This window comes from Mesotoga sp. H07pep.5.4 (genome assembly GCF_003664935.1).
In the GTDB taxonomy this organism is placed as follows: domain Bacteria; phylum Thermotogota; class Thermotogae; order Petrotogales; family Kosmotogaceae; genus Mesotoga; species Mesotoga prima.
This window is the reverse complement of sequence record NZ_JFHM01000015.1, coordinates 33,946-60,780: the sequence shown is the minus strand read 5'-3', so window position 1 is coordinate 60,780 and position 26,835 is coordinate 33,946. Positions and strand designations below refer to the sequence as shown.

25 protein-coding genes are annotated in these 26,835 nt (G+C 44.6%); 10 read left to right on the top strand and 15 right to left on the bottom strand.

All coding sequences use genetic code 11. From position 1 onward, the window contains the following. Positions 1–82: 82 nt before the first annotated feature. The 7 genes from Y696_RS09445 to Y696_RS09415 form a co-directional block, all read right to left on the bottom strand. Positions 83–904, bottom strand: coding sequence for a MurR/RpiR family transcriptional regulator (locus Y696_RS09445; RefSeq protein WP_121510353.1), 822 nt, complete (start codon positions 902–904; stop codon positions 83–85). Further along, the gene (locus tag Y696_RS09440) at positions 883–2,082 is read right to left on the bottom strand and encodes a glycosyltransferase (protein WP_006488056.1); all 1,200 of its coding nucleotides are present in this window, start codon (positions 2,080–2,082) and stop codon (positions 883–885) included. Before Y696_RS09440 ends, Y696_RS09445 begins: the two co-directional genes overlap by 22 nt. Positions 2,083–2,093: 11 nt before the next feature. Next, a complete protein-coding gene (locus Y696_RS09435) occupies positions 2,094–3,389 on the bottom strand; it encodes a carbohydrate ABC transporter permease (RefSeq protein WP_006488057.1) in 1,296 nt (431 codons plus the stop codon). Further along, positions 3,383–4,258 carry a carbohydrate ABC transporter permease gene (locus Y696_RS09430; protein ID WP_006488058.1) on the bottom strand — a complete coding sequence of 292 codons (876 nt, stop codon included), beginning with the start codon at positions 4,256–4,258 and terminating at the stop codon, positions 3,383–3,385. The genes Y696_RS09435 and Y696_RS09430 overlap by 7 nt, the downstream gene beginning before the upstream one ends. Positions 4,259–4,314: 56 nt before the next feature. After that, the gene (locus Y696_RS09425; RefSeq protein ID WP_259459909.1) at positions 4,315–5,616 is read right to left on the bottom strand and encodes an ABC transporter substrate-binding protein; all 1,302 of its coding nucleotides are present in this window, start codon (positions 5,614–5,616) and stop codon (positions 4,315–4,317) included. A gap of 276 nt (positions 5,617–5,892) precedes the next feature. Beyond that, positions 5,893–6,534, bottom strand: a complete 642-nt coding sequence (locus tag Y696_RS09420) for a peroxiredoxin (protein ID WP_006488060.1) — start codon at positions 6,532–6,534, stop codon at positions 5,893–5,895. 115 nt (positions 6,535–6,649) lie between these two features. Further along, on the bottom strand, positions 6,650–6,973 hold the full coding sequence (locus tag Y696_RS09415; RefSeq protein ID WP_006488061.1) for a hypothetical protein: 324 nt from the start codon (positions 6,971–6,973) through the stop codon (positions 6,650–6,652). Positions 6,974–7,400: 427 nt separating this feature from the next. On the opposite strand from Y696_RS09415, the gene Y696_RS09410 reads away from it, so the two are divergent. The 4 genes from Y696_RS09410 to Y696_RS09395 are packed head-to-tail and all read left to right on the top strand — an operon-like array spanning position 7,401 to position 10,728. Beyond that, positions 7,401–8,222, top strand: a complete 822-nt coding sequence (locus tag Y696_RS09410; RefSeq protein WP_121510351.1) for an aldo/keto reductase — start codon at positions 7,401–7,403, stop codon at positions 8,220–8,222. Positions 8,223–8,232: 10 nt separating this feature from the next. Continuing rightward, positions 8,233–8,886, top strand: coding sequence for a B12-binding domain-containing protein (locus tag Y696_RS09405; protein WP_006488063.1), 654 nt, complete (start codon positions 8,233–8,235; stop codon positions 8,884–8,886). Continuing rightward, complete coding sequence (locus Y696_RS09400; RefSeq protein WP_121510350.1) at positions 8,883–10,049, top strand: ABC transporter permease; 1,167 nt, start codon at positions 8,883–8,885, stop codon at positions 10,047–10,049. The genes Y696_RS09405 and Y696_RS09400 overlap by 4 nt, the downstream gene beginning before the upstream one ends. Next, positions 10,042–10,728 (top strand): ABC transporter ATP-binding protein, encoded by a 687-nt coding sequence (locus Y696_RS09395; RefSeq protein ID WP_006488065.1) that lies wholly within the window; start codon positions 10,042–10,044, stop codon positions 10,726–10,728. The genes Y696_RS09400 and Y696_RS09395 overlap by 8 nt, the downstream gene beginning before the upstream one ends. A gap of 43 nt (positions 10,729–10,771) precedes the next feature. Here Y696_RS09395 and Y696_RS09390 read toward each other — a convergent pair whose 3' ends face one another. Beyond that, positions 10,772–11,356 (bottom strand): DUF2179 domain-containing protein, encoded by a 585-nt coding sequence (locus Y696_RS09390; RefSeq protein WP_006488067.1) that lies wholly within the window; start codon positions 11,354–11,356, stop codon positions 10,772–10,774. Positions 11,357–12,347: 991 nt separating this feature from the next. Further along, positions 12,348–13,247 carry a DUF1848 domain-containing protein gene (locus Y696_RS09385; protein ID WP_006488069.1) on the bottom strand — a complete coding sequence of 300 codons (900 nt, stop codon included), beginning with the start codon at positions 13,245–13,247 and terminating at the stop codon, positions 12,348–12,350. 221 nt (positions 13,248–13,468) lie between these two features. On the opposite strand from Y696_RS09385, the gene Y696_RS09380 reads away from it, so the two are divergent. Next, a complete protein-coding gene (locus tag Y696_RS09380; protein ID WP_006488071.1) occupies positions 13,469–13,825 on the top strand; it encodes a class I SAM-dependent methyltransferase in 357 nt (118 codons plus the stop codon). Between the two features lie 327 nt (positions 13,826–14,152). On the opposite strand, the gene leuS is transcribed toward Y696_RS09380, so the two are convergent. Continuing rightward, positions 14,153–16,528: a leucine--tRNA ligase gene (leuS, locus tag Y696_RS09375; protein ID WP_006488075.1), complete on the bottom strand. Its 2,376-nt coding sequence runs from the start codon at positions 16,526–16,528 to the stop codon at positions 14,153–14,155. Positions 16,529–16,841: 313 nt separating this feature from the next. Between leuS and Y696_RS09370 the strand changes: the two genes are divergently transcribed. The 5 genes from Y696_RS09370 (at position 16,842) to Y696_RS09350 (ending at position 21,616) form a co-directional block, all read left to right on the top strand. Then, positions 16,842–18,182, top strand: coding sequence for a hypothetical protein (locus Y696_RS09370; RefSeq protein WP_121510349.1), 1,341 nt, complete (start codon positions 16,842–16,844; stop codon positions 18,180–18,182). Positions 18,183–18,195: 13 nt separating this feature from the next. After that, complete coding sequence (locus Y696_RS09365; protein WP_183084207.1) at positions 18,196–19,662, top strand: C1 family peptidase; 1,467 nt, start codon at positions 18,196–18,198, stop codon at positions 19,660–19,662. 49 nt (positions 19,663–19,711) lie between these two features. Then, complete coding sequence (locus Y696_RS09360; protein ID WP_259459651.1) at positions 19,712–20,269, top strand: inorganic diphosphatase; 558 nt, start codon at positions 19,712–19,714, stop codon at positions 20,267–20,269. 68 nt (positions 20,270–20,337) lie between these two features. After that, the gene (locus Y696_RS09355; protein ID WP_006488082.1) at positions 20,338–20,997 is read left to right on the top strand and encodes an HAD-IA family hydrolase; all 660 of its coding nucleotides are present in this window, start codon (positions 20,338–20,340) and stop codon (positions 20,995–20,997) included. Beyond that, positions 20,990–21,616, top strand: a complete 627-nt coding sequence (locus Y696_RS09350) for an HAD hydrolase-like protein (RefSeq protein ID WP_006488084.1) — start codon at positions 20,990–20,992, stop codon at positions 21,614–21,616. The genes Y696_RS09355 and Y696_RS09350 overlap by 8 nt, the downstream gene beginning before the upstream one ends. 77 nt (positions 21,617–21,693) lie before the next feature. On the opposite strand, the gene Y696_RS09345 is transcribed toward Y696_RS09350, so the two are convergent. The 5 genes from Y696_RS09345 to Y696_RS09330 form a co-directional block, all read right to left on the bottom strand. After that, positions 21,694–22,839 (bottom strand): succinylglutamate desuccinylase, encoded by a 1,146-nt coding sequence (locus Y696_RS09345; protein WP_259459908.1) that lies wholly within the window; start codon positions 22,837–22,839, stop codon positions 21,694–21,696. 13 nt (positions 22,840–22,852) lie between these two features. Then, positions 22,853–23,005: a hypothetical protein gene (locus Y696_RS14060; RefSeq protein WP_006488088.1), complete on the bottom strand. Its 153-nt coding sequence runs from the start codon at positions 23,003–23,005 to the stop codon at positions 22,853–22,855. A 15-nt stretch (positions 23,006–23,020) separates the two neighbouring features. Further along, complete coding sequence (locus Y696_RS09340; RefSeq protein ID WP_006488090.1) at positions 23,021–24,325, bottom strand: hypothetical protein; 1,305 nt, start codon at positions 24,323–24,325, stop codon at positions 23,021–23,023. A gap of 65 nt (positions 24,326–24,390) precedes the next feature. Further along, positions 24,391–25,026, bottom strand: coding sequence for a DUF6305 family protein (locus tag Y696_RS09335; protein ID WP_006488092.1), 636 nt, complete (start codon positions 25,024–25,026; stop codon positions 24,391–24,393). Between the two features lie 116 nt (positions 25,027–25,142). Next, complete coding sequence (locus tag Y696_RS09330) at positions 25,143–26,807, bottom strand: dipeptidase (RefSeq protein WP_121510347.1); 1,665 nt, start codon at positions 26,805–26,807, stop codon at positions 25,143–25,145. Between the last annotated feature and the right edge of the window lie 28 nt (positions 26,808–26,835).

The window sequence follows — 26,835 nt, the reverse complement described above, 5'->3', positions numbered from 1 at the left end:
CTACAGACATTGAGAAAACCTTTGGCTGTGTTCAACGGTTGAACTAGAAACCTACCGGAGAGAGTGTGTTTAGACCTTCAGACTAAAGATATCTTTTCTTATCAAGTGTTCTATCGACCTTTTCAAGAGTCTGCATCGTTCCGTTTCTGAGTTTTATGGACTTCTCCAGAAGAAGTTGTATTACCGTAAGCTGGCAGACTCTGGGCTGAAGAGGTGGTATCCCGGTTTCATGACCCCCTTGAGCTACGTAGATGGTCTCGGTGGAAACACTCACTATTCTCGATCCTATCCCACCCGTAACTGCTACAGTGTACGCCCCGGAGTCTGAAGCCACTTCAATGGATTTCACAGTGTCCCTAATATTCCCGCTGGCAGAGATGCCGAAAACTATATCTCCCTTGTTAAGCGAGACGGCAGTCATTATCTGCAAATGGGGGTCTGTGTAGAACGCGGTCGAAAAACCGGCTCTCATGAAGAGGGTTGCCCCAAATTCGGCAACTATTCCGCTTGAGGCCACTCCAAAGAAAATCAGTCTATTCGCTCTAACGATTTTACCTGCAATTCTGTCTAATTGAACATCATCAATAAGTTGGTTCTGCTGATTAAGTGCCTCAATGAGATCGGAAATCAGCTTATTCTTGTCGGCTGAAATTGGCGGTGATTCTCGCGAGAGTTCTCTGGCTAGCTGTATTTTGAGGGCCTGGTATCCATTGAAGTTCAGCTTTTTTGACAGCCTGAAAATTGTGGTCTCGCTTGTTCCCGCAAGTACTGAGAGTTCGCTTATTGAATGATGGATAACATCATCTGGAAAATCGATAATGTATCTGGCTGCCTTCTTCTCTGCAGGGTTTAAACCCTTTATCATCGCCTTCAGTTTTTCAGTTATTCTGAACTCTTCTCCCATATAGATATCAACTCATCCTTCGTTTCTACAAACTTCTTCAGAAGTTTATCGATTTCTTCTTCGGCACCTTCCTGGGTCATCTTTTCTGTTCTCGAGACAAAGCTGGCAACCCTTCCAAAATAAAGCGGAACTAGAAGCTCTATGAGTCTGTCTCTAAGAGCTAACTTTCTATAGCCTGAAGCTATTCTGTAAATAATTCTAACCCAAAGATCATCATCGATCATCGCGTCTGATTTTCCAAGAAGTAAGAGATTTCGAGCAATCTTCGCACCAAGAATGTCTTTGATGAAATCTTCCTGACTGTGTATGCCTTCGTAGCACTTGGAAATCATGTTTTCGAGATCGACCTCCAGCGGCTCCGGTATACCTGTCACAACGTCACCATAGATAGGTGAATCGGAATAGTCACCCACTGTTTTCCAATTATCCTCATATTTCTGCATCAGGGAAAACAGGGTGCCTACAACTTCTTTGAACATGTTCCCCAATTGCTTTCCAGGATCTTTGACATCATGAATCTTCGTCCCGAGAGCGGCTTGATAAATGCTTCCTTTGACTTCATTGACAGCGGAGGTCGTCATCCATATATCTATTCCAAATCTTGAAATGTCCGATCTCCACGTATTCTCGGGTACCGTCGTGTAGTATTCGAGGAGCTCCCTTCCAACTCCGAAATCTCCCCCGATGGGTTGCCTGATCTTTTTTCCATAAAGAGCTGTGGTGAGGGGATAACATATGCTGTTCGTTATTGTCCCATCGTACTTGTGTCTTATATAGTAAGGGGTGACATAGGCTGCCCCTTCCTCCAGAATCGGACTTGCAAGCCTTTCTATCCAGAATGGCTCCACACTTCTGAGATCGGAATCAAGAAATAGGACTGCTTGCGCTCCATATGATTTTGATTTCTCCATTATTGATCTCATTGCGCTACCTTTTCCCGAAATTCCCTCATATACAAAGGACAGCAAATCTACCCCATTACTTGAAGCCGAATAAAACATCTCCTTTGTCCTGTCGGTTGAGCCCCCGTCAGCATTGACAATGCAACCTCTCATAGATGGAAAATACTGCTTTAAGCCTATGGCCGCCGTCTCGACAACATATTTAATCGTAGTCTCGTTGTTGAAACTAGGTATTCCCACCACTATATCGTATGAATCATGACTCAGTCCGGGCATATAGACACCTCCTATTCTTTCACGCCTCCAGCAGTGAATCCGCTGGTCAGGTATTTCTGCATGAGACTGAAGATGATAATTATTGGAACTGCGGAAACCACAGAAGCCGCCATCAACCTACCCCAAACAGCATGGGCGGAACCTGAGAACGCGTTCAACCCAATTGGAAGGGTGAAGAGATCTTTGTATGACTTCAAACCAAGGAAGGCCGATGCGAATAGGTATTCATTCCAACCAATCATAAATGCGTAGATATATACAGTCACTATCGCTGGAAGAGAAAGAGGAATTACGATCTTGAAGATCGCCTGAATTCTTGAGCAACCATCAATGATAGCGGCTTCTTCTATCGAAAACGGTATCGTTCTGAAATAGTTGCCCAGCATGTACAAAGAAACCGGCAATGTTTGAATAACATAAACCATGATCAAGTAGATTCCCGTTCCCAATGGCGTTGCAAGGATCCCGAGCTTCACCGCCATTTGATAAAGCGGAACCATTATTACCGTCCCTCCAAAGAGATAAACGAATAGAACGGATCGCTGAACAGAACTTCTCCCCTTGAATCTAAGCCTCGAAAAGGCGTAGGCACCGAAAATGGCAACAATGAGGCTTATTAAAGCTGAAATTCCTGCGAAGACTAATGAGTTACTAAGATATCTCAGGAAGGGGAATTCACTTGCTCTCTCCTCGATTATCTTTTTTTTCTGAGCTTCATAGGATTTGAGCTGGGCCTTTGCATTCTCTAGACCAGCCAGGAGAGACTCCTCGGTTAGAGCGCTGTCCACTTCTTCCCTAAGATCGATAAACTTCTTTACATCGTTGGCACTGAAAATCGATTTCATATTCTCCTCAACAATTTCCGTCTCTTCGGTACCTGGAGTTATCGCGCGTTCGATAAATTCCTCTCTGTTTTGAACTTCTATTCCACTGAAATCAATTACAAGATCTACAATATCCCTAAGTTCTTTCTCTTTTGCCTCCAACTGGATCTCGTGAACATATCGAGTGTACGATTCCAGTGAGGCCGTCCTTTCTTCCAGCTCTTCGATTCTTTTCAGTACCGGCTCAAGATTTGCCCTAATAATTTCATCTCCGAAAAACTCTGTCTCGCTACTCTGAATCAAACCGAATATCTCGAGGTAATTTCTTACCGTGAAGTTCGAAAATGTCAGCTTGTTTGGATCATAATCGGCTTTTAATGATACATGAATCATGAAATAAAACGGAATTAGAATAAAAAAGCACAAAAGAAGGATCCCAAAAATAAACATTCCTCTCTTGAAGGGTGATTTTCTCTTTACCATTTCAACACCTTCTTGACGTACACGGTTATCAAGAAAAGCATTATTACCATCAGAATCGTTGCTATCGCAGCGGCTACTCCGTACTCCGGCGAAGTAGTGCCTATTACCCTTTCATAGATGAAGATTGGTAGTGTTCCCGCCCTCTTGCTTATCAGATAGACTTCATCGAATTTGTAGAAATTCCAGATCCCTCTCATTAGTGCTACCGCTCCCATCACAAAGTAGAGCTCTGGAAGTGTTATATTAGTGAACTGCTTCCAAGACGTTGCCCCATCAATTTCAGCAGCTTCATAGTAATCGTCAGGTATCGACTGAAGCCTTGATAGGAGCATCAAATAGACAAAAGGAAAGTTTCGCCAAATATTGAAGACAGAGGCCACCAAGAACGCGTTGTTCGAATTGTTCAGAAGATCGAGTTGAGGGGAAACCCACCCAAGAGTTTGACTGAACAGCTGCATAAATGGCCCATAGCTAGGATCGAAGATATACTTCCAGGAGAAGACAATTGAAATGAGCGGTGTTATGTATGGAAGCAGCACAATCGTCCTAACAATAGCTCTCCCCTTGAACTCCTTGTTGAGCATTAATGCTACAACGAGTCCCAGGAGAATGCTTCCAATCACAGTCATAAGCGTGAAACCTACAGTAATGAAGAATGACTTCCAGAAGGCGCTGTCTTTGAAGACGCGAACATAATTTTCCAGTCCTACAAATGTGGAGCTGGTTATTCCATAATCGAAGAACGAGATATAAATATTGTAACCGACTGGATAGAGTATAAGTATCATTAACAGTATTACAGTTGGTGAAACCAGTTTCCAACCCAGACTGTTTTCTTTCTTCAACATGGAAGAGGCTGCTCTCTGCATGAGATCTCCCTCCAAAAAATGAAGGCCCCGGCTCCGGGGCCTCCAATGCTAGATGATTATCTTCCTATAAGCTTCCTAATATCCTCTCTCCAGAAAGTGAGAACTTGATCTGGAGTTGCGTCGTTATCAAACATCATGACAATTCCATTTCCTATTGTGAAGGCCCCGGATATCTTGCCCATTTCAGGGAAGACCCTCCCTTCAACGTAACCGAACTTCTCGATGTTCTCCATTCCATAGATGATTGACTTGATCTTTTCAGCACCGTACCTCCTGTAAATCCCTTTTGGATCATTCAGGAATTCTTCACTTTCGGCGATAGAGGAGCGCGTTGGAAGCATACCACCAGGAGCCATATGGATGTACTTGATGTAGTTGTCCGGTTCGAAAACAAAATCCAGAAACTTGAGAACGTCAAGTTTATTCTCGGAAGACTTTATTACTGCAAGCGACAAAACCTGTCCAAAGGATGAAGATCTGCTATGAGTCATCATTGGAGCAAACTCCGTGTTCTCAACCAGTTCAGGATCAAAATTGCTGATGTATTGAGTCTGAATCTCCGCAAGGGCAAGGTCATCCATAATGTAAGTAGAGTAGAACATCATCGGTGTTTTACCTGCAAGGAAGAGCTCTCTTGCTTGCTGCCAGTAGGTATGCCCGGGGGCCGAGTACTCTCCAAGATCTTTATAGTATTGGAGTACTTCCTTCATCTCCGGAGAATTTACGATCACGTTTCCTTCCTTATCAAATATCCTGGCTCCATTTGACAAAGCGAAAATCGTGAACACCTGTTCTGCATAAGCATCGTTTGCCTTTCCCAGAACGATCCCGTACATTCCGTTCTGAGGATCATGGAAATACTTCGCAGCTTCCATGATCGCTTCCCATGTGGTCGGCTCGGCCAATCCGGCTTTTTCAAACCAATCTTTTCTGTACCAGATACCCTGAACCCATCCATGGTATGGGACCGCAAAGTATTCGTCCCCGGTTGGCGTAATAACGAATCTCGTGGCGCCGTTGTAGAAATCCCCTCCATTCTTAATGAATCTCGTTGGAATTGCAGTGTCAAGCAAACCATCCGCGCCAAGACCCAGAATGGTTTCCGCGCCAGCTTCAATCAGATCCGGAAGCGTTTCGGCAGCGGAAGCGGCCGCCAGCCGTGAAAACATCTCATTCTCTTCGATCGCGACTACGTCGACTTCGATTCCCGTTTCAATCGTGAACGACTCGATTATCTGTGCAATTACCTGCTGTCTTGATTCCTCCTCTTGAGTATGCCAGTAGACAAGTTTTGCAGTCACTGTCACTGAAAGCATCAATACGAGGAATACCACAAAGAAAATTTTTTTCACTGTCATCACCTCCGAAGGAAATTTTTTTCATCTCTATAATACCAAACTTTACATCTTTGAAAAAGAACAATCAAGATCAACCACGTGCGATCAGGCTCATTCTAGATTGTCTATAGTTAATTACGCGCAGAAAACATCGAATACCTAGAGACAATTATTCTGCCCGTCTTTCAAAAGATTTGTGGTTTAAGCTCGGGATTCTATGTTTGAGGCGGCAAGCAAAAAAAGAAGAGGTCGGTTGTCCCGACCTCTATCCGTTAAATTTATTTCATGATCGCTGTGTCAAAGGCTCTTGTGGCAGAACCACCAGTCGTAGCAACCTTCCTTGCCCTTTCTCTCTGCTGCAGTCTTGACGTCTGCTGCAGGGGGAATAATTACGTGATCGCCGATGATTTCGTTGTTTGGCCAATCGGCAGGAATCGCGACTCCGTTCTTGTCGGCAACCTGGAAGCCCTTGACCATTCTAAGTATTTCGTCCATGTTTCTTCCAAGCTCCTGCGGATAATAGAGTATTGCCCTTATTTTTCCCTTCGGATCAACAATGAATACGGCCCTGACCGTGTTTGTACCCTTCGCAGGATGGATCAAACCGAGAGTCATACCAACTTCACCCATTTCATCGGCGATTATTGGGAACTCAATCTTCACTCCCAGAGTTTCTTCTATCCATTCGGCCCACTTTATGTGAGAGAAGACTTGATCGACGCTGAGACCTATGAGTTCACAGTTGAGCTCTCTGAACTTCTGGTATCTCTTCTGAAATCCCACAAACTCAGTTGTACAAACCGGTGTAAAATCGCCCGGATGGCTGAACAAAACAAACCATTTGCCCTTATATTCTTCTGGAAGGTTGAGTACACCGTGAGTTGTCTTCACTTTCATTTCAGGAAAATCTTCACCGATCAAAGGAATTCTTTTCTCCATAAAACACCTCCTTATTTAGAACCATTCTAAGTATCAACATTTTGATTATAGTGGAGTGTTTTTATCCTGTCAACCGTACAAAAAAAAGAGGGCCCGCGGCCCTCTTTTTATGGCTTCAACAGAGTAGATAGGGTGTTTCTTCTCCATCTAGATAGATGTATGAACTAACTACTCTGTAATCTGGAAAACTCGTTTCCAGCGCTCTTGAGATCAATGATAGGTACTCGTTGATCCTTGGCACTACTTCTTCGAAAGAACACGAACCTTTGAGAGCCATGATCTGAACTTCAATCGTGTCTTCCGTCTCGGCTCTCATATTAAGCGTGTCACCTTGGGCTCCCAGAAGCAACTTTTTTGAGAGCGTCTCAAGTATCATTTTCAAAGCCTCCGTGGATCTACTTTCAGAAACAGCATACGTCAAATCACACACAATATACATGGCGCTCCCTCCTTCGTTTGGTGTCTTTGATTTTGTTCATAACTAACATAGGAAGGTACCAGATGTAGATCCTGATTTCTGGAAAAGCCGTTTTTGAAAGACCATTTGTAACTGCAACTGCAAAGTGATCAGCCCGTTCAAACAATTATACCTCAAGGACTGTCAACCTTAATTAGATCCGATATAGCATATTCTCGAGAATCACTGGTTGACATACAGAGAATGAAATGTAAATCTAACTCAAAGGGAGGTGTTCTTAATCTCCTTCATCTTGACTTCGAGTAGATTGTTTTGATGCATTAATAACATTCTCATGAGAAGATTTAATTATGATGATGAATTACGTGCTCATGGAAGTTTGCAATGTTTTACTAGCTACTTTCTTTCGAATCATTAATGTAAAATGTAAAGAACAGGGGTGAATAAGATGATTTACAGAACTTTGGGAAAGAATATGGGAGAAATTCCAGCCATAGGGCTTGGTACGTGGGAAATAGGTGGAAGAGATTTTCCCGATCTATCTAGAGACAAAGAGCACATCGATACAATATCCAGAGCAATTGAGATGGGTTATACGCACATAGACACGGCGGAATACTATGGTGGAGGCCATACCGAAGAAATAATAGGAGAGGCTATTTCGGTCTTCAGCAGAGAAGAGCTGTTCATTACTTCTAAGGTTTGGCCCATCCATCTGCGGAAGGAAGACCTTCACAGAGCTCTAGAAGGAACTCTGAGAAGACTCAGGACGGACTATCTTGATCTCTACCTTATACATTGGCCAAATCCCGATGTTCCTCTCGAAGAGACCCTGAACGCTATGAGTGAAGAAGTAGTGAATGGAAGAGTCAAGTTTATTGGCGTTTCTAACTTTGACACACCTTTATTGAAGAAGGCAGTTGCCGTTTCGAAACAACCAATAGTAAACAATCAAGTTCTCTTCAACATTGACGATAGACAGCCAATGGAAGAGCTTCTTCCTTACTGTCAGAGTCATGAAATAACTCTGACTGCCTATTCGCCGCTTAAAAGAAACTCTTTGAAACCCTCGACCGAGAAGCTGCTAAAGGATTTCGCCGTGAAGTACTCCGCAACTGTACAGCAAATAATGCTTGCTTGGTTGTTGGGCAAAGAAGGAGTTGTGGTAATTCCGAAGGCATCGAAGCTAGATCACCTGCGCCTAAATCTCGAAGCGGGGAGTATAGTCCTGGATGACGATGATACGAGGAGACTAGATTCTCTGGAATAAGGAGGTTACCTTGAACGAAATCAGAAGTAGTTTCATAGAGGCTCTAGATTCTCAGGACAAAAAGAGAGCCGTAGAAATCTGCATCGACGCCCTGGATTCTGGTAGCATTGAAGTGGTAGATCTATATCTGGAAATTCTCGGCCCTGCTCTCGGAAACTGGGAGTGCGACTATGAAAGTGACAGGATGTGCATCTGGAACGAACATATAAGAAGCTCAATCGTCAGGACCGTAATGGAATGTTGCTATCCCTACATCATAGGGAAAAGAGGCGGCAAAAGATCTGCCGAGAAAGAGGTTACCGTTGCAGTTCTCTGTCCACCGGAAGAGTATCATGAAATAGGTGCCAGGATGATCTCAGACATCTTCACGATTGCAGGATATAACTCGACGTTTGTAGGTGCAAATACCCCTCTCGACACCTTCCTCGAAGCGATGAAAGAGCTTAATCCATCCTATATTGCTATTAGTGTTTCTAATTACTACAACCTCATAAATACACGTAGGATGATTACCAAAATAAGGGAACACGGTGGAAAATCAAGAATAGTGGTTGGCGGAAAGGCCTTCGAGAAGAACCCCAATTACTGGAAGGAAGTGGGAGCCGATATTTTCCTGAAAGATCCGAGAGAAATCTTCTCATTCGGGGAGGGTGATAAGAAATGAAACTGGCATTTTCAATCGCAATGCGTTTCCTATCATCCAGCAAGGTACAGACTCTTCTCATAGTTCTAGGGATTGCAATAGGGGTATCCGTCCAGGTATTTATCGGCTCGCTCATTCAGGGACTGCAAAAGGACCTGGTCGACACCACAATCGGAAGTTCTTCACAAGTTACCATTACTTCATCGGAAGAAGACAATAGAGTAGCAGACTGGGAGAGTATAATTTCGGAGATCGATTCTCTAGATCTTCCAACGGAACTAAAGGCTCTTTCGGCGAGCGCGGATCTTCCAGTATTTATCGACAGCGGCAACAGAACCTTATCGGTTCTTCTTCGGGGTCTTCAGTTTCCCGAATCAAATGCAATATATAAGATCGATACACGTCTAGTAGATGGTAAAATCCCGGAGAATTATAGAGAGATCTTGATCGGCAAGGGTTTAAAAGAGGATCTGGAAGTGAAAATCGGTGAAAAAATAACGATATTCACTCCAGACAGAACAGTCGAAACCCTCGAAGTCGTCGGCATTTTTGATCTGGGAGTTGCAAGTCTCAATAGGAACTGGCTGATCTCAACGATCGATACTGCTCAATCCGTGGGGGATCTGGGCGATGCGGTCACTTCGATCGAAATGCAGGTGAGCGAGGTTTTCAGAGCCGATGAAAACGCTTCACTAATTTCGGAAGCTCTTCGGAATCCTAGTCTACAAGTTACAGATTGGAAGTCCCAGAATGAGGACCTCCTTTCCGGGCTGAACGGACAGAGTATTTCAAGTATAATGATTCAAGTCTTCGTAATTATTGCCGTTTCGCTTGGAATAGCAAGTGTCCTGGCAGTAACTGTAGTCCAGAAATCGAGACAGATAGGAATACTAAAAGCAATGGGTTTGAGAGATTCTACAACAAGCTTCGTCTTCCTATTTCAGGGGCTCGCACTGGGAGTTGTGGGTGCTGTTGTTGGAATAGCCTTTGGCTTATTGCTTATAATAATGTTTTCTACCTTTGCCGTTGGACCAGACGGAGAACCAATATTAAGCATCTCTCTTAACTACGGATTTGTAATGCTTTCTGCGATCATAGCCATAAGTGCTTCGACCATTGCAGCCATGGTTCCTGCAAGAAGATCCTCCAAACTCAGTCCGGTTGAGGTGATAAGAAATGGCTGATATTATAAAGCTTGAAGAGATAAAGAAAGAATACGGAACCGTTGTCAAAACCGAAGTGCTGCATGGAATAAATCTTGCGATCGAAGAATCTTCTTTCATCTCGATAGTCGGCCAATCTGGAAGCGGAAAGTCTACACTGATGAATATTATTGGAACTCTTGATAAGCCATCTAGCGGAGAAGTAACGATTTCCGGCAGGAAGACAAACAAAATGAATAAGAATGAACTCGCAAAAGTAAGAAACGAAACAATAGGATTTATCTTCCAGTTTCATTACCTCCTTCCGGAATTCACTGCTTTTGAGAACGTAATTCTCCCGTACAGAATAAAGGGTCTCAAACCAACGAAAGAAGTAGTAGAAAGAGCGAGAGAGCTTATGGATATTGTTGAAATCAGCATGGTCAGGAACAATCTTGCGCCAAATATGTCCGGAGGTCAACAGCAGAGAACGGCAATCGCGAGGGCACTCATAAATAATCCGAAAATCATCCTCGCGGACGAGCCGACAGGTAATCTCGATTCAGATACTTCGTCAAAGGTCTTCAATCTCATGCGCAGCCTTAACAAGAAATACGGAACAACCTTCGTGATCATCACTCATGACAGAAGGATCGCAGAAGAAACTGACAGAATAATCGAAATAAAAGACGGTAACATCGTTAACGACATAACGAGATGAGGGCCGAACCCTTATCTCTTTCTCGTAGTAATCCATACAGAGGTCACTTCGATTTTCTTAAAGGCGATTCTCTTCTTATTCGCAATGTATCTCTTGGCAAGAAGACTCCTTCCCTAACCTTCCGGATATCTTCAACAGACATAAACGCCTTTGGTACGCATTCTTGAGCTATTCTTTCAAACTCTGAGACTTCCTTCCTGTTTATTATACTGTAGATTATGTAAGCCTTTCCGCGAGAGCCTTGCGCATCTATCTTTGTCACCCCAAATCCCGCCTGGCAGAGTTTATTAATCAGTTCAGTCGGTTCAACTGATGTGATTAACCTTATAGAGACAGTACCCATTGCCAGTCTCTCATCTATCAAGATCCCTATGTAGCTACCGGCAGCGAAACCGCCTGCATAAGCAAGAATGTAAAGTACGTTGTCAACACTCTGGATAACCTTGCTGGCAACGAGCAACCATACAATAACTTCAAAGAAACCGATCAGGCTGGCAATTTCCTTCTTCCCTCTAGAAACCATTATGATTCTCGTTGTCCCTAGAGAGACATCAACGATTCTTGCGAAGAAGATTATGAGGGGCATTATCACCCATTTAAAGAGATCTCCACTGAGAAATTCTTCCATTAGTAACCCTCCTACCGCATTTCAAAATAATTATCTGCCCGTCCGTGCCGATTATAAGATATTAGTCGAGATGTGGGGTGATTGAGAGATTGCCAAAGTTACGGTTAACCTCCATTAACTCTCATTATTACACATAAGTCAGGAAATTTAATCCCGCTAATTGGCTTTTTCTTGCGCGAATTTGTATTTGCGTACTAATGATCCTGTTTCTTTAATCCTCACATGAGGGAGCTCATCATTACCCTTGAGTCTGGGAGTTAAATTCCACTAATTTGCTGTTTCTTGCATGAGTTTGTTTTTTGCTCCGAATGATCCCCATCTTAAATCCACCTTTGAGGGAGCAGGGCCACGTAGTGGCGGAGGGTGTGAGTCCAGCTAAATCTGGCCAACTACATAGTTTGGAAGAAGCGCTTCCGAAGGCGGAAGTTACTTCCGGCATCGGAAGTATTTTCCAGGACCTTCGTGGTCTTTCTGGACTCCGTACTTTTGCGTTGATGTTCGATCCTGTTAACTTCTTGGCTTTGTAGACCGGTTGCAAGTTCTCGGTTCCAAGTTGCTGGCTGCGGCCATGAAACCGACACAATCTGTCATCTGAACTTGTTTCAGAATCAAGTTCCTAAGAGACGCTATACGCTGAAAGACCAGTTGCAAGTTCTCGGTTCCAAGTTGCAGGTTAAAGACCCGTAGGCAAAAACGCCACAGCCCGTCATTCTGAACTTGTTTCAGAATCTAGTTCCTAAGTGCCGCTGAGCACTGTGAAGAACCGTCTTTGGATAAGATCAAAACCAAGATCCCGAAACAAGTTCGGGATGACAAAGTGAGAGAAACGCGAGAAGGCAAGACTGAAAAGACGCGAGATTTTAGCTGATTCTGCAACGAAGGGACAACATCACTGAGCTCTAGAGAAGATGATATGGCTAATGATGAACCCATTAAAGGCGAAAAGACACTAAATCTAGATCTTTGAACCTAGAACGCCTTCAGGAATCGGCTACTCTTTTCTTTCTGTTATGGTGTCTCCTGCGTCTAGATGACTACAGAGAATCGGAGACTTTGAATCGTACCTCCCGTAATTTCTATAGATCATCTTCTGGCTGAAGTTCGCGTAGCAGTAAATGCAGCGATGAAGACAGGTATTATATGAACCGATGTCAACGCTTTCAACGCATCTACATGCAGATCTTTGATATCTGTCTTTTGAGTACTGTTTGTTTCTGCCCGTAAGCCTGTTTATAAGATTGCCGTCAATACAACTGCCATGGGTTATTCCGAATTCGTCGAGGTCTTCCTCTTCAGAACACGTCTCGATATGGATCCCCGCGTCCTTTGCTTTCCCGGCAAAAAACCGAACAACATCTCTGATTCCATCTCTTTCCGGTCTTCTTAAACCTAATCTCTTTAGACCTGAAGAGATTTTCTTGTAGTAATCTAGAAAACTAATTACACACTTCTCCGTGTGCCCTTGAAGTAGATCGACCATCTTCTCGAAGGCTCTAAAATGGTAAGCTAAATTGAACTGCTCCGAAACTATAATCGGATCATATCGCCAGATTACTCTTTCACTACCGATTCTATCCGCCAGCTTCTTGAAAGTCTCAATGATGTTTCCCTTGTCGCGTAGTCCGGGCTCTACAGATCTATCATAGGGTGTGATTGTGAACTGGAAATAGTAGCAGTAGTCTTTCAAGTAAGATAGTTTGTCGAGCATGTTCTTAGGGTCTTTGGTCCAGAAAACAAGACAATCTACTGCCTCCGGATTCAAAGTTACCTTACTTACCTGTCTGGAATTGAAAGGATTCCTGACCAGAGCGAAACCGCTTCTGATTCTTTCAATAATCCAATCGGAATAGAATGCCGGGATATCCGTCCTCCTGCTCGCGCTGATTATCAATGTTGTCTCCTTTCGGGCAAAAGCTCATTTTAGACTTCCGTGAAGACTCCCACCATAATAGTTACGGCAAAATCGGCTTCATACTCGTTCGGCACTTCTATAATATAAGAAAGTAGATTGACCTGCCAAAGAAGCAAAATAACGGAGCGAGAGAAAATGAACCGTTACTTGGAAAAACGAGAGCTTTCTTCGATAGAGGAGCCGATTCATGCGAATCCCACATGAAAAACAATGTCAATGAATCCGCTGCATTCTACAGAGAAGAAGCAAGGCTAGTTCCAGTTACTACAGGAATCAGGATCCTTGATCTCGGTTGCAGGACGGGCCTGGAAATTGGCGAGATATTCAAATTGAATTCCACGGCCAGGGTAACCGGCATCGACCTATCAGAGAAGATGCTCGAAATTCTTAGAAGCAAATACAAAGACAAGAATGGAGACCTAAATTTGATTGCCGGTTCCTATTTCGAAGTCGAATTGCCGTTGGAGGGATTCGACGTTGCCATTTCGGTTCAATCGATGCACCACTTCGGACAAGAACAAAAGCTATCGCTCTACAGGAAGGTTTTCGCAGTCTAGCGGTAATGGAACATATATCGAAGCGGATTACGTTGTCGGTACTGCGATTGAGGAGATGGAGTTGCTCAACAGATAAGGTTCTCTGAAAAGTGAGAATAACTTACCTGACGGTTTCTATCACTTCGATTTGCCACTTTCCACAGATAATCAACAAGCAGTTCAAGAATAGGCTGGGTTCAGGCCTGTAAGACACCATGCAAGATACGGGAATACCAGTATTTTTGTTTCGCGAAAGCCCGTATCAAAATGAAGATGAATCTATGGAAGACAATGGAGAACAACTGGCTCTCCATTTTTGTATTCAGAACAGAATATTGTTTACTGCGTTCAAATAATTATGTTGATTATCTTGTCTTGAACGTAGATGATCTTTCTTATTGACTTTCCTTCAAGCATTTTTGAGAGTTTTTCATCAGCCATTACCGCTTCCATTGCCTCTTCCTGGGATGCGTTCTGAGGAAGCACGACTTTTCCCCTCATCTTTCCAGTGATCTGGACAGGCAATTCCGTCTTGGCCATAGATGCGTACTTCTCATAACCATATGGGAATCCATCGTCAAGAATCGTCTTCTTTTTTCCACCCTTCATACTGTAAATCTCTTCACAGACAAACGGTGCAAATGGAGAAAGAAGCTTTGCCATATCTATAACAAGCTGTCTTTCGATAGAAGCTTCTTTCGAAGCTTCATTAACAAACTCCATGATAGCGGCAATTGCCGTGTTCGGCTTGATATTCTTGATTGAATACTCTACTTTCTCTACAGTCTCTGACATCTTTATCTTCAACTCGGTAGAACTTCTCCCTTCGGGCATAGTGGCGATGTCCCATACACGATTGAGAAACCTCCTCATAGCGTCCATCCCGCTGTCCCTGAAGTCTCCTCCTTCAAGAAACGTACCCATGAACATCAGATATGTCCTGAGGGCATCTACTCCATGGCTCTCAAAATATTCGTTTGGATTGACAATGTTGCCCTTGGACTTCGACATCTTCTCGCCGTCCTTAATTATGAGTCCGTGACCTCTGAATGAGGTGAACGGCTCTTCAAAAGGAAGAAAACCCATATCGTGAAGTGCCATTGAAAGAAATCTCGAGTACATGAGGTGCAGGGTAGCATGTTCATTCCCGCCAATATACATATCTACAGGGCACCACTTTTCGACGAGCTCTCTTTCGAAGGCGAATTTGTCATTTTTTGGAGAGAGGTATCTCAGATAGTACCAAGCCGAATCAAGGAAATTGTCGGATACATCGGTCTCTCGTCTAGCCGGTCCACCGCAAACAGGGCAAATCGTGTTGACAAACTTTTCATTCTTTGCCAAAGGAGACTTCCCGCTTCCGTCCGGTATGTAATCATCGGTATTTGGTAGCGTTACCGGCAACTGATCTTCAGGCACCGGAATCGTTCCACACTTATAACAGTACACAATCGGAATTGGCGGACCCCAATAGCGTTGCCTCGAGATGCACCAATCATGAAGGTGGTAATTCACCGAACCTTTTATACTCTCGCTCACTTCATCTATCCTCTCGATGAAGTCAACGCTGAGCATGCCCGAATACTTTCCGCTGTTGATCATCTTTCCCTTCTCAGTATAGGGCAACTGTGAGGGATCACATTCGATAACCTGTTTTATCTCCAGTCCATACTTCTTCGCAAAGACATAATCTCTCTCGTCGTGTGCCGGGACGGCCATAACAGCGCCCGTTCCGTATTCTGCCAGAACGTAATCTCCTATCCATATTGGAAGCTCCTCACCTGTAAGAGGGTGAACGGCGTAAGATCCGGTGAATATTCCATTCTTGGGGCGCGAAATAGATGTTCTCGTGGCAAGATCCATGTTCTTGACTTCTTCTTTGAAGTTTTCAAAGGCCTGCAGTGTTGAGGGCGTGATTAGCTTACTGACCAGACCATATTCAGGAGCAACAACTATGTAAGTTACTCCAAATATCGTATCTGGACGGGTTGTAAAAACATCTATCTTCTCATTCATTCCGGATACTTCAAAAGAGATCGTAGCTCCGGAGGATTTGCCTATCCAGGCCCGCTGAAGATTTTTGGTCGTATCGGTCCAGTCAAGCTTCTCCAGGTTAGACAGCAGCTTCTCTGCGTACTCTGTGATTTTGAAGAACCACTGACTCATCTCACGCTTCTCAACTTCGCTGTTGCACCTTTCACAACGACCATCGATAACCTGTTCATCAGCAAGCACCGTTTTGCACGATGGACACCAGTTCACATTTGAAGAACGCTTTTCTGCGAGTCCATTCTTGAATAACTGTATGAATATCCACTGCGTCCACTTGTAGTACTCTGGAGAAGAGGTTATCACTTCGCTGTTCCAATCGAAGATATTCCCGATCTTTTTCAGCTGCTCTTCTCTGAAATACTCTATGCTCTTCGGGGTGAGTTCTGCGGGATGTCTACCAACTTTCAAAGCGTAGTTCTCGCTATGAATTCCAAAGGCATCGAAGCCGATCGGTTCAAATACATCATAGCCCTTCAGTTTCATGAACCTTCCATATACATCCGAACCTATGAAGGAAAACATATTTCCTATGTGAAGTCCGGCTGCGGAGGGATAGGGAAACATCATGAGGTTGTAGAAGGGTCGTTCGGCCTTCTCAAGGTCTATATTGAATGGTTTCTCCTTAGCGTAATATTCCTGCCATTTCTTTTCGATCGCCCTGAAATCGTACATGTGCTACCTCCCCGAATCAATGTAAAGCTTTAGAAAAGCAACTTAGATGGATTATAACATGGGAGTGTTACTGAATTTGGGATGAAGAACCCGGTTGAAAGTGAAGTAAATCTCTTCATTGAAAAGCATGTTGCCGAGTCCTTTATCGAAGTTTTTCAGAGATTTTCCGACGGTGTCAGGTAGGATCTAGACAAAGCAGAAATCATGTTTTCAAGCCATGAAAGCAGAATTGTTCACAAATGGGGTTTTCAGAATTGGCGCCTGTGAATGTATAATTGTTTGAACTCGAAATCTTTGAAAAGGGGGTAAGAAAATGAAGAAAACGTTGTTGATTACTCTTCTGCTGGGATTCATGCTATTTGTCTCCGGCTGCTTTAAGATCAACAATCCACCGGTAATATCGTTGACAGGCTCCGTTTCGGAAGGGCAGGAAATTGCTCCGATGACGCTTGTCACTTTCGAGTGGGAAGTAACTGACTTTGATGACACGGAAGTAACTTCTCAGTTCAAGCTCTACAAGGATGGGGCTGAAGTTCTGTCTGTGGTAGACACCGGCGAAGCGGTGTACGCTCTAGACGAAGAAGGAAAGTACATCGCAGAGGTTGTAGCAACCGATTCGATGGGTGCTCAATCGAAGGAGACGATTTCTTTCAAAGCCACGAATCTCAAGAGAGAACTCTTCCAGTCTGGAGCCGGATTGATGTACTTTGACTACAGCGACTACTTCCAGTATATCGAAGATGAGGCTTTCGGCATTAGATTTTACAAGACTGCTTCAGAGGAAATTGTCCCTGCCGAAGAGGTAACGGTAAGGAAGCGCCTGAACCTGCTAGACACCAATGATGATGGCAAGTATGACACATGGGAAGAAATACCGAATGACAGGCCCGATCTTCAGACATATGTGTATCTACCTGGTTATTTGATAGATTACGATACGCTATGGGTGCCTTATGGATTCGAGTATGGCGAGAAATCGATAAGGGCATACTATGCCGGTGTTGAAGGTCCTTACAGTGGATATGTCTTGTTCTACAAGTTTGCTGAAGTGGGATTTGATCTTAACACAGTTTACGCGAGATGGGTTGAGGCCCATGTATTTGGAAACACATTTAATGACTATGGAGAAGCATACAAAGCCTTCTCTCTGAGAGAAAGATACGACTCCGATGAAAAACCTGTGATCAGCCTTTCTACTCCTGATAGCGATATAGGACCCGGCGATTCATTTACTGTCGGTGTTATGACAGAGAATGTCGCAAGTTTTGCGGATCTTTACGATGTAAGGTATATTCAACTTTCTCTATGGAACTCAGAAGGCATTGTTCTTGAAAGCGTTGAGTTCGGGAATTTCATGGCTGGTTTGAAGGACGTCGGAACATTCAAGAGCAGTGATGAAGCAGTTACCCTTTACAAAGCCTTCCTGAACGGAGAAGATGAAGCTGAAGCTGCCGATAATGTCTTCGCAACTCTCACTTTTTCAGTTCCAGAGGATTATGAAGGCGAGATCATTGCCGTTGGACTGGCGTACGAAGGTTACTGGGATACATATGACATTTACCCCGATTTGCCAAATCCCGCTTTCAGAAATGTAGACAATGGTTCGGTTGACGGTTTCATAGTTGATCACGAACCGATTGTCTTCTTGGAGTAAAGGGGGGATGACCATGAAGAAAATATTGGTAGCATTACTTTCGGTTTTGTTCTTATACTCGTTTGCAACTGCTAACGTTGCAACTCAGGTAGTATCCATAGAGACGGAAATCAACTCAGCGATATCAAGAATGAATCTCAGCTGGAAAGCAGATCTAGAAGAGAGCTTCGTTGCTAAACTGGAAACAGCGAACATTGGTGACGTAGAAGCGATATTCGAGAAACTCAATGGCTACATAGACCTTCCAGATGAAGTGCGCGAGAGATTCATCGAGTATTTGAGGTTGGCATACATAGAAGAGATGGATGAATTCTCTATACAGGGAATGACAACTACTGATGATCTCATGATGTCGACTTTCGTGCTTCTGGAACCTCGCGTAGTAGCCGAGAGCAGTTTTGTAAGACTCGAACCTATAAGAGATCAGTTCATTCATGGAAGCTGCTGGTCTTTTGCCACTGTGGGCTCTTTTGAGAGCGCTTTGGCGGTGCAGTCTTTCGGAATGAACGGCAACGTTGATAACACCTTTGATTATTCGGAACGATGGGGAACTTATCACAACATAGACTGGGATATCTACAGTTTTTCACCAGACAGTTATGTTCAGGATAAGAACAGCCTTGAGGGCGGTAACAGTTATTTTGCAATGTACAACCTAATTAGGTACGGAATGATGGAAGAAGAGTATGCCCCGTATTCTGAAGTCTATTTGGACCCCAGGGAGGAAGTCCCTCTGCCTCCCTCGGCATACAATGCTCCGCTCTTGAAGTCGTCCCGAACCGTTATGATCCCTCCATCCACATCGGCAGCTGAGCTAGGGTACAGCTATGAAGACTATTTGAACATGATCAAGACAGCGCTTTCAGATTATGGATCTCTTGCCGTCTCTTTCTCAGTTCCGTATAGTTTCAACTACTATTCAAAGGGTATATATTCTCCAGTAGAAGGAGATTATAGTACGGGCGGACATGCAGTTACTCTAGTCGGATGGGCAAGTGCCACAGATCTCGACGATATTATTCTAGCTGGCAAGACAAATCCAGATGCAACTCCTATTCTGGACGAAGAGATTGAAAGCTACACATATGTCGATCCAACACAGGCGGCCTCACCGATTTTCACAACCACCACGTTCTGGATAATAAAGAACTCCTGGGCCTATGACTGGGGAGATGGTGGTTACTTCGTGATTCCGGCTATCAGTGAAGAACAATATGAAAGTGGGCAGCTGGGCTTCTGGGAAATTGAAAAAAGAGAGATGTACCTGCCAATATTCGATGATCTCGCTCATCACGAAGGTGACGATCTTGACGTCAATAGCGATGGCGTTGTTGATACGAAGGATTTCGAATATCTAGTTGAAAAGATCGGTTCTACGGAAGCAGACGACATAACCGCTTGCGACATTTCCTTCCCCAAGGACGGGAAGATCAACGGCGAAGACGCTGCTGCCTGGGTATTCTTGTTTAACAATAGGTAAGACTGTTTTGAAATCGGTTTAGAAGAACCCCTTATGGGGTTCTTCTTTTATGATAATCAGAGGCTGTGGTCTTTCTGGCATAATTGTTGTGGAGGTGACAGCTTTGCAGGAAGAAATAGTACTGGACATAATGATAGAGATTCCGAAAGGGAGCAGGAACAAGTACGAATACGACAAGAAGTTTCAAAGAATAAGATTCGACAGGACGCTGTTTTCTGCGGTCCATTATCCAATGGATTATGGCTTCATCCTCAATACGCTTGCCGAGGATGAGGACCCGCTCGATGCGATGGTTTTGCTGTGGGAGCCAACCTTTCCTGGCTGTCTAATAGAAGCGAAGCCCATAGGCGCATTCAAGATGTGGGACGAGAAGGGACCCGATGAAAAGGTCCTTTGTGTTCCGATTCATGATCCGGTCTGGAATTACATTGAGACTCTCGATGATGTTCCGCCTCATCTGCTGAAAGAGATAGAGCATTTCTTCTCCGTATACAAGGATCTCGAAAAGAAGAAAACGGGTATCGAGGGCTGGGTAAGAAGAGAAGAAACGTTGGAAATAATCGCTGCATCGAGGGTAAGATATCTTGAAGAAACTCATGATTCTTAAGATACTCGACAGGACGAAATCCCCAAAAGCGTTTATTATTGATTTAGATCCAAGAAAGGGGAAGTACTATGTATGATTACGTGATTTGGGATTTCGGAGGTACACTTTTCAATACTTATCCAGCTGCAGCAAAGGTATTTCAGGAAGTTCTCGAGAAGTATGATGTCGAAGCCTCAATAGATGAAATCCTTGAAAAGCTCAAGGAGTCGACGTCGAAAGCTGCAAGCTATTTTGTGAATAAATACAAGCTGAAAAATGGCTTCCTTGAGGATTTCTACCGCATAGAGAATCTTCTGCAACCCGAGAGACAGCCGCCATTTGATAACGCAAAGGAGATTTGTGTGAAGATCAACAGGAACGGCGGCAGCAATTTCCTTTTCAGTCATAGAAGCAACTACTCCATGACCAAACTTCTCAATTACTACAATATGCTCGATCTCTTCTCCGAAATCGTATCTGCGGATAGCGGCTTTGCGAGAAAGCCTGATCCTCAAGCAATAATGTACATAATTGACAAATACGGCCTTGAGAGAGAGAGAGTCTTGACGATAGGTGACAGAGAGATCGATATAGAGGCTGGAAAGAGAGCGGGAATAGCGACGTGCCTTTTCAATCCAGATAAGGATTTCGTAAAGACCAGCGCGGACTTCGTCTTAACCTCTTTAAGCCAGGTTCCTTCTGTCCTCCAGGTTTGCAACAGATTCAGCGGCTGTGAAGGCGATGATTGAAAATCTAATATGGGATTTCGACGGGTCGTTATTTAACACCTATCCCGCCATGGTAAGACTATTCAAGCAGTCTCTGGCAATTCACGGATACGGTGCTTCTGAAGATGAGATACTCTCGCTGATGAAAGAAACGCTGGGAAAGGCCGTAGATTTTTATCTAGATCGTGGAGTTGATTACGCTTTCTACAAAGACTTCCAAAGAATGGAGGAAGAATTGGCTCCAGTCGAACAGCCTCCATTCAGTGGTGCCCGTGAGGTATGCTCGAGAATTAAAAGAGATGGTGGAGTGAATCTAATAATTACTCATCGAGCTAGAAGGACAGCCTTCAAACTGCTAGATTACTTTGAGATGACCTCCTTATTCAGTGAAATTGTCACAAAAGAAAGCGGATTCAAAAGAAAGCCCGATCCAGATGCTTTCATAAGCGCGATTAGAAGACACAGATTAAAACCAGAATTAACCCTCTCCATTGGCGACAGAGATCTCGATGTGATGGCCGCAAGGGATGCGGGAACAAAAACCTGCTTCTTTTCGCAAGATGGGTCGAAACCTTCGATAGACGTCGACTACATAGTCGACGATCTGCTGCAGCTGGGGCGGATTATTCAAGAAGAATAATAACGAAACCGTGACGAAAACTAAAAAAGTGCATGCGTCCTCGATAACGCATGCACTCGTTCACCCTAGACAAAATCCTACTGGAGAAAGACCTTATTTTCATCTGCTTCAGAAGGATCTTTGAAATAAAACCCGAGACCATTTTCAACAATGTCCGCATGTTTCGGAGCCGAGACTTTGAAGCCGCGATCTGGATTCTTCTTCGTCCACTGAGACAAAATCTCCTGTATGACAGAAGAATGCTGTCCAACTCTTCTGTCCATAGAGAATCCGTTTTCGTCATATGGAACGAAAAGCAGTCCCTTTTCGCCGGCCTTCAGTACAAACGGGTCTATTCCGTCTATGATCAGCTCAGGAGTTTTCGCTGCCGTAATCTGATCTAAGTGCACACCAGGAGATTCCAGTAAGAAGGGGTATGCGTCTGACCAATCCCCGATCTCTCTATGAGAAAGACCCCTGTAACCCGCCGGTGAAGATTCCACATGGTTTTCGAATTTCTCCCTTCCCTTTACATAGAACGCAGCTCCTATCGCGTAGGGCATTGACTTCTCGGGAGCAACTATACAGTTTGTTACTGGATACATTGCCTCAGCCTCATGAAGATCGATAACCACGTCAATTCCTTCATTACGGATCATCTCCATTGCTGCAAAGGAAACCTTTTCCGCAAGGTAGCCATCGGGTCTTCCCGGCCAAGATCTGTTTGTGTTTCTTGCATCGATATAGGACAACAACTGGCCGTCTGGATAGTGAACATATACATCTGGATCGGGCCACTGGTCGAGTGCCTGGAAGCCTCGATCGCCCATTCTGAATTTCTTTTCGCCCCAGGGAGTATCCACGAAGTAATAGAGTGGGAAACCGCCACCGGGCTGCGGCCCCAGAGAACCACTCAGGTTGAAATGCGGAATAATATATACTGTTCCCTTTTCCACTTCAAGATTCTCAATGAAGAAATAGGCTAGTAAGGCAGCGGAGGGTTCATTTGCATGGGTTCCCGCGATTATCAACGTCTTTCCACCCTCTTCTGCTCCTTTAAGCTCGAAGACGTCGGTATCGGCAATAGTTCCTTTGATTCCGTCGAAATACTTGCTTAGCTTGAACACGTCTGTCACGCTCGGCCCGGCGACTACTTCTTCCTTGTAACTCCTCTGTATGTACAAAGGAATTCCGCCCGCCAAGACAATAAGTGCCAGAACAACCAGTATCAATAGTTTTCTCATCATAATATCCCTCCTACCTCATTCTAAGCAATCTGAGAATGAGGGGCAAGAGAGCCAGTGCATATAAGATTTCGCTGTTTATATCCTTCGTCTTTATGAAGTTCCAGATAAGCATGCCTACCACATAGGCTGTCATCACATAATACAGAAACATTATCAAAGTCATGACGACACCTCCTCCTCAACCTACCATCATCAGGAAGTTGAATTTATTTGCAAAGATAACCAGTATCATTGCAACGACAGTTATGGCTATCCAGGGCACCACGCATTCTTTCAAGAATGAGCCATATGAGCCTTTGTAACCTACTGTGCTAACCGTCAAGCGCCCAATAAGCGCAGTCGGGGGCAATCCATCCCCAAGAGGCCACAGTAAACTCAGTCCTGCCAAAACGATTACCGGGTTGATCCCGTTCGAGTTCAACATCCATATAAGAGGTATGCCAATTACCATAGCACCACCATACGTCAGGAGACCTTCCGATATTGGTATTATGAAAGGAAGGAGAATCCAGACGATCGCGAGAGGGGCAGTCACAATCCACATGGAAATCAAGCCTTTGACACCGTTAAAACTCATCACCTGTATCAGCATACCGACGACAGCGGTAGTCGCTATGAGCGGCGTCAACTGAGCGACCGTTTCTCTGCTGACCTTCAATATATTGACTCTCTTGAAGTTCATAAGCCATGCTACCAAAGCACAGATAGCAAATACCAGAGGCAATCCGAGGACCGGGAAATCAAATGGCCAGATTCTAGGAGCTCCAAGCAGGAAGATCAAGACAAGGAAAGGTACTCCAACACTCCATCCGGAGAGTCCTTTTGGATCGGGAATCTCTTTGAGAGCCTTTTCTTTGTCGATATTTCCTGCCCCGCGCCCAAAAAACAGCACGGTGAAAAGCCCAAGAATTAGGACCGGTATGAGAAGAGGCATCGTAAATCCAACGTAAGGAATGGCCGTTCCGGCACAGGTCATCATCGCCCAGATGTTAACTGGCGGAGCAGCGGCACTCAAACCCGCGACAATGAAAATCAACGCCGAGATTCTCACCTTCGAAAGTCCCATTGCGTTGAGAGCGGCCGCAACCGTTCCTCCAACAACCAAGACCGAGATGCTTCCGGCACCTGTTAGGGCTCCTGGAACAAGAATCACAAGCATGAGAAGTATCAGCATCAGTATTCTCTTGTTGTGGAAGGCACCTATTATCTTTCTTACTATGTAATTCGTTCCACCCGATTCCTTGATGATGTTCATAAATATCGTTGCAAACACGAAAATTAGTCCAATGTCGAGGTAGGTTACCGATCCTTCGGCAATATGTCTGAAAGTATCAAATCCCGCTCCCCCGGCAATGGCACCACCGATTACTGCGACAAACATACATAGTTCGGTTGAAAATTTCAGAAACTTCCCGACGGCATAGGCTCCAACCATAACTATTCCTGCTATGATCGTTTGCATGTATATTGCATCAGCTGACAATCTGATTACCCCCTTTAATTGGAGCCGGCGCGGTAGATAAAACTATTGCGCCGGCCACCAAGAAACTACAAGCCAAATACCTGTGTAAAAGTATCGAGAAGATCAAATGCAGAATCGATCTCTACTATCGGAACGTTTCTGGCTTGCGCCGCCTTCGTGAACTTCCCATCGCCATTTGAATCCTTTGTAACTATGAATACGTCAGCATGGGGAACGACGGTGTCGATAATAACTTCGATCGGACTTCCTGGAAGACCTCTTTGAATCTCTCCTCCAATAGCAACTGCAATAATCTTTATTTTGTTTGCCTTCGCATATTCTATAAGGTCCTTGAGTCTGTCAACTTCAGTTTCAACAGAGAGACCGGAAGCACCCATGCCTTTAAGGCTGGCGCCAAGAACGAGTAACAGAGACTGGAACTTAGTACCTTCAGGATCGGGAGAAAGCGTCGTAACGTGCTTTCCTATTGCTGACTTGGCTCCACCGAGTCCAACTCCAGCAGCAAGTTCATCCTTGGAAAGAACGTCACAGTAATCATACTTTAGGCCGACTTCATCGGCAACATAGTTGACTGTTTCAACCTCTGCGCTCTGACCTGCAGAAGTTATTACGACAGGCAAACCGAGTTTTACTTCGGGTTCGGCAAACGCAAAAACACTGACAAGAGAAACTACAATCAGAACTAACAAAAATCTTCTCATGTTAGTAACCTCCTCATTCGAAATCTTCAACACTATATATGAATCAAGAATCGTCTACAAGGTTTGAAATACAAGAAAGAGCAAAACCCGCCCCACTTTGGGGGCGGGTAAGTCGATTACTTAGCTTTGTAGCCGTCTTCGCCGAAAATATGGCCTTCGTCGTATCCTACTGCATCAAGCCACCAGTCGGGGTATCCTGCAGACGAACCAACGTTCGGAATGTTTATGTATCCGTCTCTGTACTTCGTAATAAGGTATTCGTTGAAATCCCACACTTCTGCCATTACTCTGTCAGTGACGTCGGCAACGTAATCAGTAAGGAATTCCTTACACAGTTCTGGATCTGTTTCGTAAAGCTGTGCAGCTGCCGCTTCGATCGCTGGCTGTACTGCAAAGAGCTTTCCTTCGATCTTCTTCTGAAGTTCCTGAATCTCCGGGTACATGTAGCTCCACTTCAGTTCCGCCCAGTTACCCATGAAGTTGAATGCCCAAGATGCGACATCGTAGTCGAATTCCTGAAGGCTACCACTGTCATAAGCATAAGGAACGTCCGTTATTCCACAGTACATCGGCACAAGAATCGTTTCGTGAGGTGCAGCTGCTCCCCACCACACTACTCCACCTACAGGATCAGGAAGCCAGTCTCTAACCTGAGAAACGAAAACGTACTCACATCTGAAGATAGAAAGGGCTCTTTCCCAGCTTCCCTTTATTAGCTTACTGGAACCTGCATAGCGATTAGGATTGCCAAAAGGTCCTGCGGCAAGTCCTTCAGTCAAATCGAACTCTGTTCCCTGGTAATGATCCCTGAAGAGGTCGATAACATCGGCCACAGACAGTTTCTTGTCAGGCACGATAGAGAATGGGTAGTCTTTTGTAAAACTGTCTTCTACCCAGGGAGAAAGTCCAAGAGATGGGGAGACTCTGTCGAGAACTCTCCATGTTCTTCTAAGACTGTAGTAAGGCATGGAGTACTCGCCTGTGCTTACAGTTGCCATCCAGTCGATAGGACCTGTGCTGGGATCGTACCAGCCGGCTTCTGTTGCAACATCGATAAGATTCGGTGAGAACATATTGTCAGGGCTTTCAGGATCGAGTTCTCTTATCCTGAACATGTTTGATTCCACGAAGACTTCTCCATCTGGAACCTTCTTTGCCGCCCAAAGTGCGCTCTTCTTGTCAGGCGTTGCACAGATTTCGAAGACCCATGCTTCATTAGGGTCTGTTACTGTGAGTGTTTCTCCCCAACCGTAGTAACCGTACTCAACGGCAAGTGCGCCCATCAGTTCAACGGCTTCTCTTGCGGTTGTACATCTCTCCATAGCAACTCTGGAAAGAGCGGCTACGTCAAATATGCATTCTCCGGCCTTTGGCTGAGCATAGACCTTTGCGGAACAAGTACATTCGCCAATGGCAAGCTGGTGCTCGTTGATCACACCATAGACTGCATCAAAGTAGCCATATGTGTGCTCGACCTGATCGATGTAACCCAGAGGCTCAGTAGCCGGAAGGTCCGGATCGTTGTAGGTCGGACCCATATCCGCACCGACATAACGTGGATATGGCTCAACGAATGGATAAACTGCTCTCTTTGCTCCCGCTTCATAGTCTGCGGGTGGAACATAGACGTACCTGAAATCACAGAGGCCGCAGTCAGCTGAATGACTCGTCATTACCGAACCGTCAACAGACGCACCCTTAGTTACGATGATCGTGGTACATGCAAAGCCGATGCTAACTATTGCTGCAGCCACAATCAGGACCAACAGGATCTTACGCAATTGAAACCCCTCCCAACTTGATTTTATT

Bases quoted from the DNA above. Each gene is read 5' to 3' on its own strand.
- Y696_RS09355 (WP_006488082.1), top strand. From the start codon at position 20,338: ATGTATGATTACGTGATTTGGGATTTCGGAGGTACACTTTTCAATACT.
- leuS (WP_006488075.1), bottom strand. From the start codon at position 16,528: ATGTACGATTTCAGGGCGATCGAAAAGAAATGGCAGGAATATTACGCT.
- Y696_RS09440 (WP_006488056.1), bottom strand. From the start codon at position 2,082: ATGCCCGGACTGAGTCATGATTCATACGATATAGTGGTGGGAATACCT.
- Y696_RS09395 (WP_006488065.1), top strand. From the start codon at position 10,042: ATGGCTGATATTATAAAGCTTGAAGAGATAAAGAAAGAATACGGAACC.
- Y696_RS09415 (WP_006488061.1), bottom strand. From the start codon at position 6,973: ATGTATATTGTGTGTGATTTGACGTATGCTGTTTCTGAAAGTAGATCC.
- Y696_RS09380 (WP_006488071.1), top strand. From the start codon at position 13,469: ATGAAAAACAATGTCAATGAATCCGCTGCATTCTACAGAGAAGAAGCA.
- Y696_RS09410 (WP_121510351.1), top strand. From the start codon at position 7,401: ATGATTTACAGAACTTTGGGAAAGAATATGGGAGAAATTCCAGCCATA.
- Y696_RS09390 (WP_006488067.1), bottom strand. From the start codon at position 11,356: ATGGAAGAATTTCTCAGTGGAGATCTCTTTAAATGGGTGATAATGCCC.
- Y696_RS09350 (WP_006488084.1), top strand. From the start codon at position 20,990: ATGATTGAAAATCTAATATGGGATTTCGACGGGTCGTTATTTAACACC.
- Y696_RS09430 (WP_006488058.1), bottom strand. From the start codon at position 4,258: ATGCAGAGAGCAGCCTCTTCCATGTTGAAGAAAGAAAACAGTCTGGGT.
- Y696_RS09420 (WP_006488060.1), bottom strand. From the start codon at position 6,534: ATGGAGAAAAGAATTCCTTTGATCGGTGAAGATTTTCCTGAAATGAAA.
- Y696_RS09435 (WP_006488057.1), bottom strand. From the start codon at position 3,389: ATGGTAAAGAGAAAATCACCCTTCAAGAGAGGAATGTTTATTTTTGGG.
- Y696_RS09335 (WP_006488092.1), bottom strand. From the start codon at position 25,026: ATGAGAAGATTTTTGTTAGTTCTGATTGTAGTTTCTCTTGTCAGTGTT.
- Y696_RS09345 (WP_259459908.1), bottom strand. From the start codon at position 22,839: ATGAGAAAACTATTGATACTGGTTGTTCTGGCACTTATTGTCTTGGCG.
- Y696_RS09360 (WP_259459651.1), top strand. From the start codon at position 19,712: ATGATAATCAGAGGCTGTGGTCTTTCTGGCATAATTGTTGTGGAGGTG.
- Y696_RS14060 (WP_006488088.1), bottom strand. From the start codon at position 23,005: ATGACTTTGATAATGTTTCTGTATTATGTGATGACAGCCTATGTGGTA.
- Y696_RS09425 (WP_259459909.1), bottom strand. From the start codon at position 5,616: ATGACAGTGAAAAAAATTTTCTTTGTGGTATTCCTCGTATTGATGCTT.
- Y696_RS09365 (WP_183084207.1), top strand. From the start codon at position 18,196: ATGAAGAAAATATTGGTAGCATTACTTTCGGTTTTGTTCTTATACTCG.
- Y696_RS09370 (WP_121510349.1), top strand. From the start codon at position 16,842: ATGAAGAAAACGTTGTTGATTACTCTTCTGCTGGGATTCATGCTATTT.
- Y696_RS09445 (WP_121510353.1), bottom strand. From the start codon at position 904: ATGGGAGAAGAGTTCAGAATAACTGAAAAACTGAAGGCGATGATAAAG.
- Y696_RS09400 (WP_121510350.1), top strand. From the start codon at position 8,883: ATGAAACTGGCATTTTCAATCGCAATGCGTTTCCTATCATCCAGCAAG.